This window comes from Micromonospora sp. CNZ286 (genome assembly GCF_014207755.1).
This window is the reverse complement of record NZ_JACHIZ010000001.1, coordinates 3816811-3837486: the sequence shown is the minus strand read 5'-3', so window position 1 is coordinate 3837486 and position 20676 is coordinate 3816811. Positions and strand designations below refer to the sequence as shown.

The following is a 20676-nucleotide window of genomic DNA, read 5'->3' as shown; positions in this document are numbered from 1 at the left end:
GGGTTCCGTCAGTCGAAGAGAGTGCATTCGTCGAGCGGGGAGCGATTTCTAGCCGAGGTTGGGCTACTTGGCCGGACTCCGTCGCGGCGATGGTTCTCCAGTAACAGACGGTCGAGGATCTCGACGCGCGCGGCCGGGCCGACCGTCCATCGCTCCACTTGCCGGTATGAGTTGAAGCTGTGGTCGAGGTGCATGTCATCCCACCCGTACGCGGCCATGGTCGCTTCGTCGACCTCGACGTGGATGTCGCGCAACCGGTCGATGTCCCTGTCCCGCTGAGTCCCGGGATCGTTCACGAGGTTGTAGAGCCTCGTGAGGCCGAGTTCGCGACGAAGCATGACCTCGCGACGCTCCTCGTCGAGTGAACGCCCGGCGGCCTCCAAGCGGTCGGTGGACATAGGTCGCGGCAAGGAGCCAAAGACAATGTCGGGCGTGTACGTCGCGTCAGTTCGCATGGTCGTGCCGTACTTGATGGCCCACAACTGGTGAATGCTTGAGGAGAGGATGGCTTGAGTTCCGAAGGAATCAGTCGCAAAGACGACCACCTTCTCATGGAAGATCTGCCCAGTCGGCACACGCAAAGGCATGACAGTCTTGCTGACACGAGCGATGACCAACACCTCAGGCAACTCCGCGATTGCCTTGCGCATGGCTGGCCGCTTCTCCGCGAACTGCCACCAGTAGTCGCGGTAGACTTTTCGGTTGTTCTGCATGCGCTCCGGCTTGACGCTGTCTTTTATCCGTGCGTACGGCGCGGCGTACGCCGCCGCCGCCGCTTCAGTGCGGTCGTTGAAGTCGATTACCCAGCGTGAGGCTGAGGCGTCGGGGCGGGAGTTGAGATCTTCGCCGTTGAGGTACGGGAAGAGCACCTCGGCGTTGCGTGGATCGGTGGCAATCCACTCTTGCGCTTCAGCCGTGTCGAGCACGAAGCCCATCCCGAGCACGATGCAGCCCTGGAAGGCGATGCCGGCGTTCTCGATCAAGCGGATCGGATTGCCCGCGGCGCGGCCTTGCGGTTCGAGCAGGGTGCTGATGCGGCTGACCGGCACATCGTCGGCCACACGCGGGACCGCGTCGGCGACCGAGCCGAGTGTGCCCCAGACTGCGGCGTATTCGAGGTTGGCGCTCGCTGCCGGCCAGGACCGGGACTGTATGGCGCGGGTGATGGTGAAGCCGGCGGCGACTATGGCGTCGAGGCCGACCTCGCGGGAGTCGCCCTGGGCGACGGTGTTCGTGGCGATCAGGCCGAGGGTGCCGTTCGCCTGCAAGAGTGAGGTTGCATTCCGCCAATGAATGTGCCTCTGATGACGTACATGAATCCGACCCACGCGCGCCGTTGCGTTCTTTACGCCCGCCTCAGTGTCACCAAGGAAGAGTCCGTTTCGATCGCTCGGCAGCTCCAGTCCTGCCGTAGGTATGCGGAGGCGCGCGGATGGGAGATCGTCGGTGAGTTCATCGACGACGGCGTTTCCGCGACCGCTAACCGACCGGAAGACCGCAAGGGTTGGCGTTCGCTTCTCGGGGCCGCCGAGTTCGACGCCGTGATCATCTGGAAGGTGGACCGGCTTGCACGGCGCGTCCTCGACTTCCTCCACGCCGATGAGACCCTGCAGATGCGTGGCGCGGGCCTTGTAGCGGTCGAGGACCCGATCGACATGACCAGCCCGCAGGGCCGTGCGTTCGCGGTCATGCTCGCCGTGTTCGGTGAGATGGAGGCTGAGGCCATTCGGGCACGTGTCCGTGCAGCACGAGTGCAGCTGCTTAAGGACGGCCGGTGGCCAGGCGGCGGCATCCCGTACGGCTACCGATCGATCGCGAACCCGGCCGGCCCGGGCCGCGTGTTGGTCAAGGACCCCGAGCGTGTCCGCTGGCTCGCGGAGGCGGTCGCGATGGCGCTGCAGGGCACCACCGTCAACGCGATCGCTACGTGGCTGAGCGACAACGGCGCGCCGCTTCCTCGTCGGCAGAGCGAAAAGAACGCCGCCGTCACCTGGAACCGTCAGACTGTCGATGGTCTGCTTCGCAACCCGGTTTTGGCGGGGATGACACCCCATAACCCGGGCAGGGCGAAGAGCGCCAAGCGCGTGGACCCTTTCGCGGTGGTCCGTGACGAGCACGGCCGACCGGTCATCAACGAGTCGTTGGCCGTGATCAACTGCGAGGCGTTCGCGGTGTTGCAGCACATGCTCGACTCGCGCACCAGCCCGCAGGCCCGGAAGCGACGCGACCGGCAGACGACGAGCCCGTTCCTGTCGCGTGTCGCGCGCTGCGACGACTGCGACGCGTACATGTGCCGCGGGACCAACCAGAAGCGCCCCGTTCTCTACTGCCCGACGTGCAGGCAGACCATTGGCCGCGCAGCCCTCGACCCCTATCTCGTCCAGCGCCTGATGGCGGAGCGCGGCAGCGAGCTGCTCGGCGACGCGACCGTCGAGCAGAGCTGGGCCGCCGCCGGCACTGACGAGGTAGCCCGCCGAGCTGTGCTCCTCACCCAGCTGGACAGCCTGCGGATCCGTCGTGGCGTCGTCGGGCGCTACTTCGACGACGAGCGCGTACTGGTCCAGTGGAGGCTCTCAGATTCCAGCCGGCAGGACGATCTTCCCGTGGCGGCGTAGATCCGAAGCTCGCGCGGAGGGGATCGAATCGGCCAGTCACGGGAGCACCTCAGCGCAGCGCGGGGTGGTCCCGCGGCTGGCCACCGGGGTGGCGTCACGCTCACGGCGGGTGACGCTCGCAATCTTTTGATGGTGTGCGGCAGACTGTGGCGCATGGCGGACGGCACTGGGGCGGCGGCACCTACAGACGGCGGGTATGTGCTCAACCATGAGGCTGATGGCACGTCGTTTACCGTTCGGGAGAACCTCGTCGACATCCTGGAGCGGGAGTTACTCGGGCCGATCAACGGACCCGATGAGCTGCTGCCGTTCAGTCCACGCCAGCGGTACCTTCTCGGCCTAATCGCGCCGGTCAAGCTCACGAGCACATCCGCGTCGGGACTCGATCAACGTGAGGCGAACGACCTGACCGAGGTCCGTCTCGACGAGGGGTATACGGAGGGGCGCGGCGTGCCGACGGTGTCCGCCGACGAAGACGGTGCGGAGACCGAGGATGACGATGTCGAGGACCGTGCGCCGAAGCAGGGGCTGATGATCCCGGCGTCGATGGGGCTTCGGTTCCAGGTGCCAACCGACCTGGCGTCGTTCACGGTGACGGCGTCGTGGGGGACGTACGAGACGGTCGAGATCGACAAGGTCAACAAGGCAGGGCGCCCCGTGCGTCAGTATCAGCGCATACCGGTCGAGGAGTCGCGGACGGTCGCGCTGCACGACTTGAAGCCGGGGCACACGGCGACGATCGTGCTGCGCGATGCGATATGTCTGCGCATCGACCGGTACGACGATCCCGAGTACCAGCGCGTGCTCGTGGAGGTCGCGCTGTGCAATGACCGCGAGACCCCGTTGCCGATCCCGTCGAACATGTGGATGTTCCAGACCAAGCTGCGAGCCGACGCCGGCGGGGCCGAGGTGTTCCTGCCCGTGCGTGATGTCCTGGAGCAGGATTGGCCGGAGTACGACGACGAGGTGCGCCGCCTCGACCTTCAGTACAAGGACCGGCTGGAGTTCGCGATCGGGCGCACCTGTTCGGCTGGCTGGGTCGTGCGCACCGGGTCGCGGCGGGCGACGGAGGTGTCGACGGCGTGGTTGCCGGTGGCGGAGACCCCGCAGACGAGAGCGGGCGAAGTTGAGGGCGCGACCCTGTCGATGAAGGCGCTGTCCGTGGCCGGTCCCGACGAGGTCCAGGCAGGTCTGGCACCGCTCGTGTCTGGCTATGGGGCCTGGCTCAACCGGCAGGAGACGGCGGCGAAGACGCTGCCGGCGCATCTGCAGGAGACGGCCGAGCTGGTGCTGTGGGAGGCGCGGCAGGCGCATCAGCGTCTGGTCGAGGGGCTGGAATTCGTAGCTTCCGACCCGGCTGCGCTGCAGTGCTTCCGGTTTATGAATCGGGTCATGCGCGATCAGCGGCTCGCCTCGCAGGTGGCCGAGGCGCGAAAGTCCGACTCGGCTCTGTCGATCGCGCTGGCGCGCCAAGACCTCGAACTCGCTGAGGCAGACGGCAAGCCGGTGGCGTCGTGGCGGCCGTTCCAGCTCGCGTTCATCCTCATGCAGCTACGTGCGCTGACTGACCCGACCGCGACCCTGCGCAGCGCCGAGCACCAGGCCAGGGTCGAGTTGCTGTTCTTCCCGACCGGTGGTGGCAAGACCGAGGCCTACCTGGGTCTGACCGCGTACACCTTCGCGATCCGACGGCGGCAGGGGGTGGTCGCCTCCGCGGACGGGCCGCTCAACGGCGGTGACGGTGTCTCGGTCCTTATGCGGTACACGCTGCGGCTGCTCACCGCGCAGCAGTTCCAGCGCGCGACCGCGCTGGTGTGCGCGGCGGAACTGGCGCGCCGCGAGGACGAGGTGACGTGGGGGACCGAGCCGTTCCGCATCGGGCTGTGGGTCGGCACCGATGTGAGCCCGAAGCGGTTCGAGGAGGCCGACGAGCAGCTCAAGAAGGTCAACGACGGCGCCTCTCACCGGCTGACCGTGCTGCAGATCCAGCGGTGCCCGTGGTGCGGCACCGAGATCACCCCGGCGAACGTCAAAGGCGATCCCACGTCGCGGCGGGTGTTCGTGCATTGCGGCGACGAGCTCGCCCGGTGCCCGTTCTCCAAGGGCGGTGGCGTGCCCGAGGGCCTGCCGATCCTGACGGTCGACGAGGAGATCTACCGGCTGACCCCGGCGTTCGTGATCGCTACCGTCGACAAGTTTGCCCGACTGGCTCGCGAGGGTGAGGCGGCGTCGCTGTTCGGGTTCGTCGCCAAGCGTTGCGGCCGGCACGGCTACGTGCATCCCGACTACACCGGCTGCACGGTCAGCTCCCACCAGGCCGCCGGCGGACATCGCACGGCGACCGTGGTGCCCGTCGGGCGGCTGCGGCCACCGGACCTGATCATCCAGGACGAGCTGCACCTGATCACGGGCGCGCTCGGCACCGCGGTCGGGCTCTTCGAGGTCGCTGTCGAGACGTTGTGCTCGTGGCAGACCCCGGACGGCCAGCCGGTCAGGCCGCTGATCGTCGCGTCCACGGCGACCGTCCGCAACGCCGGCGAGCAGGTGCGGGCACTCTACGGGCGCAAGGTCGAGATCTTCCCACCGCAGGTGCTCGACGTGGCGGACACTTTTTTCTCCCGCGAGGTGCCGGTCTCGACCAAGAACCCCGGCCGCCGCTACGTCGGGGTCAGTGCCCAGGGCGTGCGCCTATCCAGCGCGGAGATCCGCGTCGCCGAGGTGCTGCTGCTGGCAGGCCAGCTACTCTTCGACCGCACGGGTATCGAGGCTGACCCCTACATGACGCTGGTTGGCTATTTCAACGCCACCCGTGAGTTGGCGGGTATGCGCCGATATGTGGATGACGACGTGAGCACGCGGGTGGGCAACCCACGACAGGACTCGGGCTTCCCGCGCCGATACGGCACCGCGTTCGGCAGCCTCAACGTAGCCGAACTTACCGCGCGCATCTCCGGGGCGGACATCGGTAAGACCCTCGACCGGCTCGGCCTGGAGTTCGACCCCGGCCACGACACGACCGGCGCGTTCCGGGCCCGCATCGCGGCGGCAAAGGAGAACAAGAAGCCGCCATTGCGCAACGGCGAGGCGCCGTTCGACGTGGTCCTCGCCACCTCAATGCTGCAAGTAGGGGTGGACATACAACGCCTCGGCCTGATGCTCGTCGTCGGCCAGCCGAAGAACACCGCCGAGTACATCCAGGCGTCCTCCCGCGTCGGCCGGGACGCTGCCCGCCCGGGCCTGGTGGTGGCGTTGGGAAACTGGGCCAGACCCCGCGACCTGGCGCACTTCGAACAGTTCCGCCACTACCACGAGACCTTCTACAAGCAGGTCGAGGCGCTGTCGGTCACCCCGTTCTCGCCCACCGCTCTGGAGCGTGGCCTCGACAGCCTGCTCGTCAGCGCGGCCCGCGTCGCCCAAGCCGTCGTCGCCGACGGGCTCTCGCCCGAACAGCAGGCGGGCCGCATTGGCTCCCAGCACGACGCCGTGGCCGTGTTGATCAACCGACTCAAAGCCCGCATCCTGGCTGCCTCACAGGACGAAGACCTGACCAAACGGGCCAGCGATCTGCTCACCAACCGCGTCGACCGGTGGGCCAGCCGAGCCGGGTACGCCACTGAACAGCACAAGACCCTCGTCTACGAGCGCACCGGCGAAGGCGACAAGTACCTACCCCTGATCATCAGCCCCGAGAACCACCGCGCCAGCGTCGGCAGCAAGGCCGAAGCGCCGTTCGTGATCGCGAACTCGATGCGCGAGGTGCAACCCGAGATCAACATCCTCGTCTCGCCGATACCGGAGCGGCTGTTCGCCCGAACCCCGCCAGGCGTCGACAACTGGACACTGCCCGCCGGGGAGAGCGACTGATGACCGACACCGTTGCAGAGGTGCTGCCCGATAACAACGACGCTCTCGACCCACTCGGCGACGTGGAGGAGGGCCAGGCCAAGAACCGCGCCAAGGTCGGCTCCGCCCGCCCCTCGTCGCTGCTCTACACCTATGGACCGGGCGCGATCATGGACCTGCCAAACTTCTCGGTCATGCCCGCCGGCCTCGACGACTGGGAGCCGATCTGGAAGCGCCGCGAGGTTGTACCCACGATCCTCGAACCGCGCCTGCTCAACGTGGTGCGCCTGCACCTCGGCACGCAGGTCGACGCCCTGCGTCCGTTCCCGTGGCAGCCGAAGAAGGGCACCCTGTCGAACGAGGGCTCGGACCTCGGCCTGCCGGCAAGGGTGTTCCCCCAGTGGTTCCGGTGCACCGGGTGTGACTACCTGGGCCCGCTCACCCGATTCACCTACACCAACACCCATCCGTTCCGGCCAGACCTGGCGCAGTTCGCCCACAAACCGTGCCCAGGCCGCGGCGGGAGGGGCAGGCGCGCGGGCAGCCCCGCCGTGGCCGCACAGCACCTACTTACCTGCACGAACGGCCACCTCGACGAGTTCCCCTACACACTTTGGGTTCACCGCGGGGCAACATGCCCGAATGCGGAATCGCCCGAGCTGAAGATGCGCGATGCGAACGTCGGGAGAAGCGTCGGGTCGACGATCATCTGCCAGGCCTGCGGGACGACCCGCGGGATGGCGGAGGCGCAGGGATCGAAGGGCCGGGAAAAACTCCCACAGACCTGCCGCGGTCGCCACCCGCACCTGGGCGCGTTCTACCCCGGATGCCAAGCCCGCCCGGCACTGATCATGATGGGCGCATCCAACCTCTGGTTCCCCTCGACGCAGAGCATCATCGTCATGCCGCGCTCCGACGCCGAGAAGAAGGAAGCTCTCGGCGACCAGTTGCGCTTCGAGGTCGGCATCGACCAGATCAAGCAGTTCGGCGAACAGGTCCCAGTCATCCGCGCCCTCGCGGCCGCACGCAACATCGACGTCACCGGACTCACCGACGACGACATCGCCGCCGCCGTCGCTGAAGTCCTCGCACCGCCTGAGTCCGAGGAAGCCCGCAAAGAACGCCAGGCGAAATGGGACCCGATCGAGCTACTCATCCCCGAGTGGCGCTACCTGCAGAAGCCGGCACTATTCCCCGAACAGCAGAACAACACCGGGCTCATGGTCACCGAGATGCAGCGCGGGCCTGACCTGCACCGGCACGTCGCCCGCGTGGTCGGCGTCAACCGGATGAAGCGCGTCAACGCCGTCCTCGGCTTCACCCGCTTGGACGAGCTGGACCGCGTCAACGACGTCGCTTCGCGCCTGGTCGCCCTCACCCGCGCCGCGAGGCCGACCTGGGTGCCCGCCACCGAGGACCGCGGAGAGGGAATCTTCCTTCAACTCGACCTCGACGCCGCCGCCAGGTGGGAAAAGACGGTTGAGGGCAGTGCACTGTGGAAGGCACACCGGGAGGCGCACCGGCGCAACTTCGCCCGACGCTTCTCCGAGACCGCCAAGGTCGACGATGCTGACACCCGTCTGCCCGGACCGCGCTACTGGCTGGTCCACACATTCGCCCACGTTCTCATCCGTGAGATGGCGATGTACTCGGGATACGGCGCCGCGAGCCTCACCGAGCGCATCTACGCCTGGAACGATGCGCCGCAGCGTGAGTCCGCTGCCGGGCTGCTCATCTGTACCACCGCCTCCGACAGCGAAGGCACCCTCGGCGGGCTCGTTGCACTGGCCGAACCCGCCCGCCTGCAGTCAATCGTGCGCACCGCGCTGCGCCGGGCCGCACGCTGCTCCTCCGACCCGACCTGCGCCATGCGTACGCCGGCGGACCCGGAGGACTTCCTGCACGGCGCCGCCTGCCACACCTGCAGCTTCGCCTCAGAAACCTCCTGCGAGAAGGCGAACCGGTTCCTCGACCGGCGGTTCCTGCTCGATCTCCCCACCGCAGACGGCCCGACCGTGCCTGGATTCTTCGGTAGCTTCCATGGCATCTGACCCCTTCGCCGAACTGGGCAGCTTCCTCACCGCCACCGAAGCACAGCGACTCGCCGTCCAGTTCAAGACCGGGCAGCACACGATCGCCGCGCTGACCGAGGTCGCCGCAGCGCGAAGGGAGACCGTCAAGCGCCTCCTCGTGGCAGCGGCGCTCGGGCACACCGACCGCGAGCGCACCGTGAGCGTGTTGCGCGCCATCGCGGGCGCGAAGGCCGTGCTGCGAGAACTGACTCCCGTCTGGACGATGCCCGGCAACGAAGCCACCGTCGGACACCTCACCAGCGAGTTCCACCGCATCGCGCGAGCCGCCCGGCAATCTGTCACTGCAGCGACCTACAACTTCCAGGACTCATCGCAGATGCGGTCCGTGCTCAAGGAAGCCTCCGAACAGCCCGGCGTCGTCGTCACCGTCTACATCGACGGGGACGTCGCCGACGCCGCTGGGGTGAAGGCCCAGCTCCCACGCGCCACCGTCTACCGCTCCACCGAACTGCCCAACGGCAACCACGTGCGCAGCCACGCCAAGTTCATCGTGATCGACCACGAACTGCTCCTGCTGACCAGCGCCAACTTCAGCTACTCCGCCGAGAACGTGAACGTCGAGTTCGGCGTCCTGATCCGCGATTCTGCACTAGCCGAGTCCGTCGAGGCCACCATGACGAGCAAGCACGGGTCGCTGTACGAGTTGGTATAGCCGTGCGCCCGCCCGAGCCCTGAATCGTCGTGCAGACGAAACTGGACGATGTGCTGATTAGCCAGTTCGGTGTGAGCAGTCAGGCGGAGTCGTTCCGGCTGATCAACTTGGGCCTCGTCGCTTCTCCGTTAGGTGCCAGTGCGCCGCGCTCATGCCCAGGGAGATCGAGGTGCGCACGGCCGTCGGAATGATCGCCTGCAGGGCGGGCCGCCAGGTGATTCGTACGGCGGTACCTCCAGCGGACCAGTCGCGGAAGTATGAGTGCCGGCGAGGCGAGCTGGCGATCGTGAGATACCGCAGCCGCTGCCTGGCCGGCGCTGAATCGGCCCGGACTTTCGGTGTCCGGCCAGCTTCCGTCGGGCCAGTTCTTGGCACGTGTCGACTCCTGCGCCGCGACGCGGGGTATGCCCGGGTGGGCTCATGCGAAACATCTTGGCTTTTTCCGACGCTTGACTACGGCCAAGAGCCAGGTCTCCCGTGGGCTGGCGAAGCTGCGCGAGTCCCTCGGCGGCGAACACCTCAATCTCACCGGCAGGCCGATGGAGGAGTGGACGAATGCAGTTGCGTGAACTGGTGGACGCCGTGACCGGCGACGAGCCGCCGATGGGCCGTACCGTCGACGACATCGTCGCGGCCGGGCGGCGCGCCGAGCGGCGCCGCCGGAACCGGTTCGCGACAGCCGGCGCGGCGGGCCTCGTCGCGGTGGCGGTCGCCGCCGCGATCACGGTGCCGACCCTGGACGCGAGGCGCACCGCCTCGGCGCTGTCCGAGGCGCCGCGTCCGGGCGTCAGCCCCTGGCCGGACGCCTCGCCGTTCACCTTCACCTTCACCGGGTACGACGCCGGCACGCTGCACGTGCAGGACCCGATCGTCGTGTCGACCGCGTACCAGATCGCCCCCGTCTACTCCGACCGGCACACCTCGAACGACAAGCCCGTCAGCCAGGACGAGGCCGAGGCGTTCGAGCAGGAGAGGACGGCCGCCGGGGCGAAGCCGACTCTGTGGGCGTACCTGACCGTCTACCGGCCCGGCGCCTTCGATCCGGCCGCGGTCAAGGACGGTCGGAGCGTCAGGGTGGCCGGGCGCAGGGCGGTACAGGCGACGCTGCCGTTCGGCCTCGACCCGCGCAACCCGGTGGATCCGGGCAACAAGCTGTTCGCCTGGGAGTACGCCCACAACGCCTGGGCGGCCGTCACATCGATCTCCGGCGACGCGGCGACGCCGAGCTTCGCGGACCTGAGCGGCCTGGTCGCGGGCCTGAAGCCGGCCGGGCCGACGCCGGCGCCGCTGCCGTTCACGGTGGGCTACCTGCCGCGGGGTTACGTGCCGCTCCAGGTGGGCACGCACGCCATGCCCGGCCTGAGCGGCATCGCCACCGCCCGCGCCGGTGACTACGGCGGCGCGACGTACACCAGGCCGCCCCTGCGCACCTCGGGCCTTACCGCGCCGTTCGACTCGGTCGAGGGCGGGATCAGGGACGGGTTCCACATCTTCGTCACGCCGAGCACCAGCTCCAACCAGTCACCGGAGCCCGGTGCGACGAAGTGCTACCCGGGGGCGGCCCGCGGAGGCGGGTTCTGCAACATCTGGAGCGCCGACGGCACTGTCGTCGTCCAGGTCAGCTCCGAGGGCGTCGGCGGCCGGCTGCCCCAGGCCGAGCTGCTGCGGATCGCCGAGGGGATCACCGTCGCCGACGACGTGCGGGACGAGTCGACCTGGACTCCCGCCCCGGACGCCCTGACGCCCTGACCGATCCCGGCGGCGGTGGGAGCGGCCGGACCGCTCCCACCGCCACCGCCTGATCTACAGGAACCGCCAGCGCTGGTGCGCGGCCCCGGTGTCGTCGGCGAGGACCGCCTGCGCGCCCTGGGCGCCGGAGCCGCCGCTGAGCCCGAGCACCCGGCCGCCGTTCGCGCACTGGATGCGGAACCAGCCGCCTCCGCCGTGCCGCAGCCGCCACCTGTGGTCGGCGGTGCCGTTGTCGGCCCACTGGACGATCCGGGCGCCGGCCGCTGTCGAGCCGCCCTCGACGCCCAGCACCTTGCCGCTGTTGCCGTTGCGCAGCCGCAGGTAGCCGCCGGTGTCCACGAGCGCGGTCCAGAGGTGGTCGGCGGTGCCGGTGTCGCCCCACTGGACGACCAGCCCGCCGTCGGCGGTGGACATGTTCTGCACGCCGAGCACCAGACCGCTGCCGAGGTTCTGGATCCGCCGCGCTCCGTTGGGCAGGAACCGCCACTGGTTGTCCAGGCTGCCGTTGTCCGGGTCCTGCACGGCGAACGCGCCCTGGGCGGTCGAACCGCCGGAGATGCCGAGCAGCTTGCCGGTGTGCACGTTGCGCAGCTTGTGGCTGCCGTCGCCCACGTCGACGACGGTCCAGAGGTGGTCGGCGGTGCCGTTGTCCGCCCACTGGAGGATCCGGGCGTTGTCAGCCGTGGACATGTTCTCCACCCCCAGCACCTTGCCGCTGTTGACGTTGCGCAGCCGCAGCGCCGACCCGTCGACCACCAGCTGCCAGTCGTGGTCGGCGGTGCCGGTGTCGCCCCACTGGAGCGCGAGCCCGCCGTCGGCTGTGGACATGTTCTGGATGCCGAGCACCAGGCCGCTCGCCGCGTTGGCGAGCCGGAAGCTCGCCTCCCCGCCGCCACCGCCCGCGCCGACCCGCCAGTAGACCGTGTAGTTGTGCCCGTGGGCGTCGTAGAACGGGCCGAGGTTGACGGTGGCGCCGTCGGCCCGGGCGGTGAACGCGAGACTGCCGGCGGCGGTGCGGGTCACCGAGCCGGGGTCCAGCGTCGGCAGGCCGCTCAACGTGGTGTTGCCGTAGTTGCCGGAGAGCACCACCGGCCCGTACGTGACGGCCTGCACAGCGGCGTCGTCGTTGGCCGCCACAGTGGTGACCCGCATCGGCAGCCGGACCGTGACCGTGTCGCCGGAGGTCCAGGCGCGGGTCAGGACGGCGTAGCTGCCCGGCGTGGCGGCGATGCCCGCCGCGACGCCGTTGACGCTGACGCTCGCCCCGCTGGTCCACGCCGGGATCCGGATCCGCATCGTCCACGACCCGGCCACCGAGCCGGTGACGGTGAGCGTGGTGGTGTCGCCGACCGGGTACGAGGTGGCCTGCGTGACGGTGATGCCGCGCTGGCTCCAGGTGAGCACCGAGGGGACGAAAAGGTTGACGGTCAGCGTGGTGCCGTTGTGGAAGTAGATCGCGTCCGCCAGCGTCGTGTTGGTCTCCAGCCCGGTGCCCTGGCAGCACCAGAACGAGTTGTAGTCGGTGCTCCACGTGCCGCCGCCCCACGCCGGGCCGACACCGCGCCGCCCGCCCGGGTTGAGCGGGGTGAAGTACGTGACGTGGCCGTGCGCGTCGGCCGGGTTCTGCTGGCCGATCATGTGGTTGAGCAGCGCGCGCTCGTAGAAGTCGGCGTACGCGACCCGGTCCGGGTCGAGCTGCCAGAGTTCCCGGGTCAGCTTGAGCATGTTGTACGTGTTGCAGGCCTCGCACGTGTCGTTGCGCAGGTAGCCGGCGATCGCGTTGGGTGCCCGGAAGTGCTCGGCCTGGCTGTTGCCGCCGATGGCGTACGTGTGCGCGCCGACCGTGATGGCCCACGCGTTCGCGGCGATGTCCCGGTAGCGGGTGACGCCGGTGGCCTTGTACTCCCGGGCCGCGCCGATCCACTTGGGCACCTGGGTGTTGGCGTGCAGGCCGTTGAGCTGGTCGGAGTTGGCGGCGAGCGGGTTGAACACGGCGGCGTGGTCGAACCGCTGCGCGACAGTCAGCCACCGCCCGTCACCGGTCTGCTGGTAGAGGTCGGTCAGGACCGCGTTCATGCCGCCGAACTCGGTGCCGAGCATGGTCTGCATCTGGGCCGAGGTGAGCCGGCCGGTGCGCTGGTCGACCCACCCGGCCAGCGCCAGCAGCACGTCCCGGGCCTGGGTGCTGCCGATCAGCCGCCACACGTCCAGCAGCCCGGCGAGCGTCTTGTGGATGCAGTAGTAGGGCACGTTGCCGTTGCTGAGCGTCCGCGCCTCCAGCGCGGTGAAGTCGGACTCCGGGAAGCCGGACAGGTACCCGGCGCTGAACCCGGCCGCGCCGTTGTTGGCCTGGCAGCGGGCCAGTTCGGCGACCATGGTGAGTGCCTTGTCCCGGCAGGTGGTGTCGCCGAGCACCGCCCACGCCTGTGCCCAGGCGGTCAGGAAGTGGCCCTGCATGTGGGTGCGGAACGGGAAGTTGGGCGCGTCCCAGCCGCCGTTGGCGGCGGCGCCGCCGGTGGACAGGCGGTGGTTGGCCCGGAAGTTGTAGAGCAGCCGGTTCACGTCGACGAAGCGCAGGTAGGCGACCGTACGGTTCTGGTTGTCCTGCCAGCGGCCGGCGGTCAGCCGTACCTGGCCGGGGTCGAACGCGTACGCGGACACGCCGATGTCGGGGCGGGCCGGTGGCAGCGCGGCGTGTGCCGTACCGGCTGCGGAGACGGACCCGGCGGCGGCGCCGGCGGTGGCCGCGACGGCTGTCGCGGCGGTCGTGCGCAGGAGGAATCGGCGGTTCACCAGGGGAGCGGGCATGGCGGCCTCCGTGGCGGGGGACGGTGGTGGTGGGGGACGGTGGTGGTGGGGGACGGTGGTGGTGGGGGCGGTTACGCGGTGACCCGGAACGTGGCGTCCTGCCTGTCGATCGCGGGGGAGCCGGCGCCGAGCGGGTCGATGCGCAGTCGGTAGTCGTAGTGCCGCAGGTAGCGGGTGGGGAAGTTGTGCGAGCGGAACGACGACCAGGTGCTGTCCGCCAGGCCGGCGGTGCGGTGGAAGGTGGCGTCGGCGCGGAGCGTGGCGGTGCCGTCGTTCGGGTCCAGCCGGACCGCGTAGTCGTAGTGCCGCAGGTAGTTGCCGGGGTAGTTGACCGACTCGAACGAGACGGCGGCGGAGTCGGCCAGGCCGGGGACCATGCGCCACATCTGGTCCTGGTAGGGGTCGAACGGGTACGCGTCGACGCGGGCGATCCGGTCGGCGTGCCGGACGTAGCGGTCGGGCAGGTTCGACGACTTGAGCCGCACCCAGTTCGGCGTGCCCCAGCGGTTGACCATCCCGGCGTACTCGGCGTCGCTGATGCCGACCATCGAGCCGTGCTTGGAGTTCAGCGGTGGGGTGTAGTCGCGCTGGTTCAGCGGCGTCCACGAGTTGCCCGCGATGGTGGTCGTGGACCAGGCGTAGTAGTCGTTGTTGACGGGGCTGAACGAGTCGCCCCACAGCCGCCAGCCGCCCTCGTTCGTGCGCAGCAGCAGCGGCGCCTCGATCGCGTTGCCCTGCCGCAGCCCGCCGGTGTACGTGGTGAAGCTGTTCGGCGCGCCGGTGGCGGACCGGGCGCCGTACAGGTACCCGTCGTCGAGGTTCTTGTAGTAGAGGTACGTGGTGCCGCCGTCGACCACCACGTCGCCGTCGAGCACGCCGAAGCCCGGGCTGAAGTAGACCTGCGGTGCGCTGACGGTGCGGAAGTCGCTCGTGTAGTTGACGAACAGCACGTCCCGGCCGTTGTTGGCGGAGTAGACGATGGCGTACTGGCCGCGGGCGGCGTCCCAGAACGCGGTCGGCGCCCACGTGTGGGTGTCCAGCGTGTGCATCCGGATGCGCCGGTAACCGGTGAACGCGGTCAGGTCGGTGGAGTCCCACACGTGCAGGTACTGGCTGGTCAGCCCCCAGTTGGTGCCCTTGAGGTCGGTGGCCAGCACCACGAACGTGCCGTCGGTTCTGCGCAGCACGAACGGGTCGCGCAGGCCGAGCTGCCCGGCGGTCGGGGTGACGACCGGGTTGTTCTGGTTCAGCGGGGTCCAGGTGAGGCCGTCCCGGCTGACGGCCAGGTGCAGGCCGTAGTCGGCGCCGAGACCGTTCGGCGTCTCGGTGAAGTAGGCCATGGCGTAGGCCGTGTTCGGCGCGGCGAGCGCGCCGCGGGGCAGGCTGAGCGCGCCGGAGGCGGCTGCAGCGGTGGACAGGGCACCGAGGGTGAACGCGCGTCGGGTCAGGGGCACGAGGGGCCCTCCTCTGCGGTGGGGATGACGTCCGCGTTAGCGCTAACAATCTCCCCTAGCCTGGCGTTCACATAGTCGTCTGTCAATCGAGTGGTGACGTTAACGCGCTCAGCCGCGGACCTCCCGCGACGACACCAGTCGTACCAGCCGGGGGAGTGGTCGCCGGGCGAACGCCGCAGGGCGGGCCGATCGTCGTCCCGGCCCGCCCCGCCCGGCTTCCCGGCGCCGCCCGCACGGCGGCGGGTCAGCGGTTGCGGTAGTGGTTCACTGCCAGCGCCGCGCCTGATGCGAGCGCCGGCGCGCCGAAGGCCGAGCCGGCCCACGGGTTGTCCAGGACGCTCGACAGCGTCATGTTCGCCGCCACGCTGACGACGAGCACCAGCCAGAGCAGCGGGCGCATCCGGGTGACGGGCGTCGTCGCGGCGGTGTTCTCGGCGGTACGGTCCAGGTCGTTCACGGCTGCCTCCTCGGGTGACGTCCTTGCACCTCGACGCTAGGCGCGCGGCCGGCCGGGAACGATCCCGCCAGCACGACGACCGGGGTACAGCAGGCTGTACTTTCCGCGCCCGGACCTGACGGACGGCGACAGCGGTGACCTATCGTCGCGGCCGGGGGTGGGCCGGGGATGGAGTACGTACGCAGGCGGTTCCGCGCCGCGGTGGACGCGCTGGAGCACCTCGTCGGCGGGCTCGGCACCGCCGTGCTGGCGCTCGGCGCGCTGTTCGGGGCCGTCGTCGTGGCGGCGGCCTGCGTCGGCGGGGTCGGACTGCTGCTCGTACCCGGGATGCTGCGGGCGGTGCGGTCGGTGGCCGACCGCGAGCGTGCCCGGCTGTCCCGGTGGGGGCCGCCGATCCCGTCGCCCGGCCCGGTGCCGGCCGGGGTGCGCCCGGCGCTGCGCGACCCGGTCGTCCGGCGGGAACTGCGCTGGGTGGCCACCCACGGAACGCTCGGCTTCGGCGCCGGGCTGATCGCGCTCGCGCTGCCGATCTACGCCGTGCAGGACATGACGTTCCCGCTGTGGTACCGGCTGGTGCCGCCGGACGCCGGTGCGCCGGGGATCGGCTGGTGGCGCGTCGACGGACTCGGCGACGCGCTCACTGTCGGCGTGCTCGGCATCGGGTGGCTGGTGCTCGCGGTCGCGACCGGGCCGGCCCTGGCGCGGATCCAGGCCCGGCCGGGCCGCCGGCTGCTGCCCCCGCCGCCCGGGTTCGACCTGTCGCTGCGGGTCGCCGAACTCACCGCCACCCGGGCCGCCGCGCTCGACGCCCACGCGGTGGAGCTGCGCCGGATCGAACGCTCGCTGCACGACGGCACGCAGAACCGGCTGGTCGCGGTGAACGTGCTGCTCGGCGCCGCGCGGCGGGCGGTACGCCGTGACCCGGCCCGCGCCGACGAGATCCTGGAACGCGCGCAGAACGCGGCCGAGCAGGCGCTCGGTGAGCTGCGTACGGTGGTGCGCGGCATCCTGCCGCCGGTGCTCGGCGACCGGGGCCTGGCCGGGGCGCTCGACGGACTCGCCGCGGAGTGCGCGGTGCCGTGCCGCCTGTCGGTGGACGTCGACGTGCGCTGCGCGGCGTCGGTCGAGGCCACCGCGTACTTCGTGGTGGCCGAGGCGTTGACGAACGTGGTCCGGCACAGCGGCGCGAGCGCGGTGGACGTCGCCGTGCGCCGGGAGGGGGACCGCCTGCTCGTCACAGTCACCGACGACGGGCGCGGGGACGCCGACGAGACGCGTGGCTCCGGGCTGACCGGCATCCGCCGCCGGGTCGAGGCGTACGACGGGCGGATGACGCTGACGAGTCCACCGGGAGGACCGACGAGGATGCACGTGGAGCTGCCATGCGGATCGTGATCGCCGAGGACGACGCGCTGCTGCGCGAGGGGCTGGCGCTGCTGCTGCGCGCCGAGGACCTGGACGTGGTGGCCACCGCCGGCACGCCGGGGGAGTTTCTGGCCGCGGTGGACGAGCACCGGCCGGACGTGGCGATCGTCGACGTGCGGATGCCGCCCACGCACACCGACGAGGGGATCGTCGCCGCGGTCGAGGCCCGCCGCCGCCTGCCGGGCCTTGCGGTGCTGGTCCTGTCGGCGTACGTCGAGCAGGCGTTCGCCACCGAGCTGTTCTCGGTCGGCGCCTCCGGGCTCGGCTACCTGCTCAAGGAGCGGGTGGGCCGGGTCGAGGAGTTCCTCGCCGCGCTGCACCGCGTCGCGGCCGGCGGCAGCGTGATCGACCCGGAGGTGGTCGGGCAGTTGCTCGCCCGCAACCGGCGGCCGGACACCGCGCTGGCCGAGCTGTCGCCGCGTGAGCACGAGGTGCTGGCGCTGATGGCCGAAGGGCTGGGCAACGGCGCGATCGCGGAACGGCTGTTCGTCACCGACGGCGCGGTGCACAAGCACATCCGCAGCATCTTCGCGAAGCTGAGCCTGCCGCCTGACGACCGCGCCGACCGCCGGGTCACCGCCGTGCTGCGCTATCTCGACGGCCGGCGGTAGACGCACGCGCGTCCGCGCGCCGCCTCGCGGGAGGCGGCGCGCGTGCGGTGTCGAGGCGGATCAGCGGCGGGTGCCGCACAGGGCCGCGTCGACGGTGCTGGTGACCGCCTCCAGCATCTCCATGCTCGTCGGCAGCCCGGTCACCGCGACCACCGCGCTGCGCCCGTCCGTGGTGGACAGGTTGCGGGTCTGGAAGCCCTGGATGTCGCCGCCGTGCCCCCAGGCGTGACCGCCGCAGGGCAGCTCGTGCCGGGCGATGCCCAGGCCGTACTCCCACACGCCGCTGGGCTCGAAGTCGGGCGCCGGCACGGTACGCGTCATGGCCGCCTGCTGGGCCGGCTCGAGCAGCCTGCCCGCCAGCAGCGCCTCGAAGAACGTCCGCAGGTCCGACGGGGTCGAGACGAGCTGGCCGGCGGCCCAGCCCAGCGACGGGTCCATCCGGGTCACGTCGACCCACGGCGCGCCCGGCTCCACCGCCACGTATCCGCGCGGCAGCCGGCCGGGCAGGTCCTGCTCGCCGGTCTGCGGCCAGTACGTGTCGCGCAGCCGCAGCGGCTCGATGATCCGCCGGGTGATCTCCTCGCCGACCGGGCGCTGGGTGACCCGCTCGACGATCAGCCCGGCCAGGACGAAGTTGGTGTTGCTGTACTCCCACTTCTCGCCCGGCGGGAAGTGCCGCGACTGGGTGAGCGCCTCGTCCACCAGCCGGCGCGGGTCGAAGTAGTCGCTGCGCCGGTCCACCAGGTCCTGCGCCTTGCTGAACACCACGTCGTCGTAGTCGGGCAGGCCGCTGGTCTGCTGCAGCAACTGGCGTACGGTGATCCGCCGCCCGTCGTTGCCGTTGCCGCGCACCATGCCGGGCAGGTAGCGCTCGACGGTGGCGTCCAGGTCGATGCTGCCCTCGCCGACGAGCTGGAGGACGACCACGGCGGTGAACGTCTTGGTGTTGCTGCCGACGCGCACCCGGGCGTCGCGGGGGATCGCGGCGCCGGTGCGCAGGTCACCGACCCCGGCGGTGTAGTCGCGCACCCGGCCGTCGCGGCGTACGGAGGCCAGCGCCCCGGGGAAGCCGTGCTCGGCGACCAGGCCGTCCAGTCGCTGCTGGACGGCGTCTGCGGCCGGACGCCGGGCGTCGGTGGTGGTGGCGGACGCGGCGGGCACACCCAGCGCGGTGACGGTGAGCAGGGCCGCGGCGCCGACGGCCACCGGGAAGGTACGGCGGGTCATGGGAACTCCTCGACGGAGGTGAACGGGTACGGCCTCAAGCCTCGGAGAACCAGGCCCTGCGCTCCATACCGCCAGCTGCCGAACCGGGGTAGCGCTGGCACTACTTGATGGCGCCGGTGCCGCCGGTTAGGCTCCGCCCAGCGTCGCGTGCCGGTGGCAGACCGTGTCAGGCATGGAGGCGCCGGATCGAAGGGAGTACGACGATGACACTCGTCGTCCCTTCGCCCTCGCCTCATGGCTGAGGGCGAACAGACCAGGCTGGTGGCCTGGAGCCGCGAGATGCGCGCCGTTCACGAGCGGCTGCGCGAGGCGCTGGCGGTGACCCGGCGGGCGCTCGCCGACGGCGAGCCGGCCCGCCCGGCGACACGTGAGCTGCTGTTGTTCTGCCACGGGTTCTGCGCGGCGCTGACCGCGCATCACGAGGGCGAGGACCACAGCCTCTTCCCGGCGATCGCAGCGCGGCATCCGGAGCTGCGCGGCACGCTGGACCGGCTGCGGCAGGACCACTCGATGATCGGGTACCTGCTGACCGGGCTGAGCGCGGCGGTGGCTCGCGACGCCCCGCCCGGGGAACTGGCCCGGCACCTGGAGGGCGTGGCGGCGATCATGGAGTCGCACTTCCGGTACGAGGAACGGCAACTGCTCACCGTGCTGGAGACGCTCTCGCTGGACGCCGACCCGGGCGACGTGTTCGGGCCGTTGTGACCGCTGTCGCGGCCCGGCGGGATGCGCACCGCCGGGCCGCGACCGGTCCCAGTCAGTTCAGGCCGCAGGTGGCGAACCCGTCCAGGTTCGGCCGCTGCGCGCCGACCCGGTTGAACGCGATCTCGATGCGGTCGAGCGCCGCGACGCGCTTGCTGCGCAGCGGGCCGAGGATGGCGTTGTCGATGAACGCCGGTCCGCCCTCGGGGCGTACCGCGAGCCGGGCCAGCCGGGCGTCGGCCTCGGCGATCTGCTTGTCCAGCGTGGCCAGTTCGGCCTGCACCTGGCCCGCGGCCGCCGCCGGGACGGCGGGGAGCACGACGCGGGGGCAGTTGACGGTCCGCGCCGCGCCGCCGGCGTTACCGTTCTGGCCGCCCGCGTTGCCGTTCTGACCGTTGCCGTTCTGCCCGCCGGCGTTGCCGTTGCCGTTCTGGCCGGCACCGTTCTGGCCGGCGCCGCCGTTGACGGCGCTCGGCACGCCCGGGGCGTTGAGCGAGCAGGCCGCCAGCGCGTCCAGGTTAGGTCGCTGCGCGCCGATCCGGTTGAAGGCGATCTCGATGCGGTCGAGCACGGCGACGCGCTTGCTGCGCAGCGGGCCGAGGATGGCGTTGTCGATGAACGCCGGTCCGCCCTCGGGGCGTACCGCCTGCCGGGCCAGCCGCTCGTTCTGCCGGGCGATCTCCTGGTCCAGGTTGGCCAGTTCCCGTTCCACCTGGGCCGACGCCGCAGCGGGGACGGCGGGCAGCTTGTCGCGTACGGTCGGGCAGTTCACGGTCTGCGCGGCGGCTGTGGTGGCCGGGCGGTTGTTCTCGCCCGCCGACGCCAGTTGCAGTCCGCCGGCGAACAACAGCGCCGCGAGGGCGCCCACCCCGCCGAGCTTCAGGACCGCGGTCTTGCGCGTACCCCTGGCCATGCACCTCTCCTCTGGTTGACCGGGAGGGCCGGTGCGGCGGCTGCCGCCCCGTCTCCACGGTGCGAAGTGACGACTGGAGGAATCGTGCTCGTGCCCGCTCCGGCATCGCGGTTCCGGCCGATGTTCC

The 20676-nt window shown here is 70.4% G+C and carries 14 protein-coding genes; 8 read left to right on the top strand and 6 right to left on the bottom strand.

The genetic code is table 11. From position 1 onward, the window contains the following. Positions 1–8: 8 nt before the first annotated feature. Positions 9–1268: a type IIL restriction-modification enzyme MmeI gene (locus FHX31_RS17395; protein WP_184976782.1), complete on the bottom strand. Its 1260-nt coding sequence runs from the start codon at positions 1266–1268 to the stop codon at positions 9–11. 36 nt (positions 1269–1304) lie between these two features. Here FHX31_RS17395 and FHX31_RS17390 point away from each other — a divergent pair, with 36 nt between their 5' ends. From FHX31_RS17390 to FHX31_RS17370, 5 genes are all read left to right on the top strand, one after another. Next, positions 1305–2615 (top strand): recombinase family protein, encoded by a 1311-nt coding sequence (locus FHX31_RS17390; protein WP_221488092.1) that lies wholly within the window; start codon positions 1305–1307, stop codon positions 2613–2615. Positions 2616–2768: 153 nt separating this feature from the next. Beyond that, complete coding sequence (gene drmA / locus FHX31_RS17385; protein WP_184976781.1) at positions 2769–6479, top strand: DISARM system helicase DrmA; 3711 nt, start codon at positions 2769–2771, stop codon at positions 6477–6479. Beyond that, a complete protein-coding gene (gene drmB / locus FHX31_RS17380; RefSeq protein ID WP_184976780.1) occupies positions 6479–8509 on the top strand; it encodes a DUF1998 domain-containing protein in 2031 nt (676 codons plus the stop codon). The genes drmA and drmB overlap by 1 nt, the downstream gene beginning before the upstream one ends. Further along, the gene (drmC, locus tag FHX31_RS17375; protein ID WP_184976779.1) at positions 8499–9203 is read left to right on the top strand and encodes a DISARM system phospholipase D-like protein DrmC; all 705 of its coding nucleotides are present in this window, start codon (positions 8499–8501) and stop codon (positions 9201–9203) included. Before drmB ends, drmC begins: the two co-directional genes overlap by 11 nt. Positions 9204–9758: 555 nt before the next feature. Continuing rightward, positions 9759–10952, top strand: a complete 1194-nt coding sequence (locus FHX31_RS17370; protein ID WP_030268776.1) for a hypothetical protein — start codon at positions 9759–9761, stop codon at positions 10950–10952. A 54-nt stretch (positions 10953–11006) separates the two neighbouring features. On the opposite strand, the gene FHX31_RS17365 is transcribed toward FHX31_RS17370, so the two are convergent. The 3 genes from FHX31_RS17365 to FHX31_RS17355 all read right to left on the bottom strand — a co-directional run bounded on the left by FHX31_RS17365 (position 11007) and on the right by FHX31_RS17355 (position 15671). After that, complete coding sequence (locus FHX31_RS17365; protein ID WP_184976778.1) at positions 11007–13760, bottom strand: beta-L-arabinofuranosidase domain-containing protein; 2754 nt, start codon at positions 13758–13760, stop codon at positions 11007–11009. 71 nt (positions 13761–13831) lie between these two features. Continuing rightward, positions 13832–15214, bottom strand: coding sequence for a glycoside hydrolase family 43 protein (locus FHX31_RS17360; protein WP_184976777.1), 1383 nt, complete (start codon positions 15212–15214; stop codon positions 13832–13834). 244 nt (positions 15215–15458) lie between these two features. Further along, positions 15459–15671, bottom strand: a complete 213-nt coding sequence (locus FHX31_RS17355; protein WP_184976776.1) for a hypothetical protein — start codon at positions 15669–15671, stop codon at positions 15459–15461. Between the two features lie 168 nt (positions 15672–15839). Here FHX31_RS17355 and FHX31_RS17350 point away from each other — a divergent pair, with 168 nt between their 5' ends. Next, positions 15840–17066, top strand: a complete 1227-nt coding sequence (locus tag FHX31_RS17350; protein ID WP_184976775.1) for a sensor histidine kinase — start codon at positions 15840–15842, stop codon at positions 17064–17066. Then, the gene (locus FHX31_RS17345; RefSeq protein WP_030268785.1) at positions 17054–17707 is read left to right on the top strand and encodes a response regulator transcription factor; all 654 of its coding nucleotides are present in this window, start codon (positions 17054–17056) and stop codon (positions 17705–17707) included. The genes FHX31_RS17350 and FHX31_RS17345 overlap by 13 nt, the downstream gene beginning before the upstream one ends. A 60-nt stretch (positions 17708–17767) precedes the next feature. Here the strand turns inward: FHX31_RS17345 and FHX31_RS17340 are convergent, their stop codons facing one another. Then, positions 17768–18934 (bottom strand): serine hydrolase domain-containing protein, encoded by a 1167-nt coding sequence (locus FHX31_RS17340; RefSeq protein ID WP_184976774.1) that lies wholly within the window; start codon positions 18932–18934, stop codon positions 17768–17770. 234 nt (positions 18935–19168) lie between these two features. Here FHX31_RS17340 and FHX31_RS17335 point away from each other — a divergent pair, with 234 nt between their 5' ends. Then, positions 19169–19639, top strand: a complete 471-nt coding sequence (locus FHX31_RS17335) for a hemerythrin domain-containing protein (RefSeq protein WP_013285737.1) — start codon at positions 19169–19171, stop codon at positions 19637–19639. A 52-nt stretch (positions 19640–19691) separates the two neighbouring features. Here the strand turns inward: FHX31_RS17335 and FHX31_RS17330 are convergent, their stop codons facing one another. Continuing rightward, a complete protein-coding gene (locus FHX31_RS17330) occupies positions 19692–20549 on the bottom strand; it encodes a hypothetical protein (RefSeq protein WP_184976773.1) in 858 nt (285 codons plus the stop codon). Positions 20550–20676: the final 127 nt, after the last annotated feature.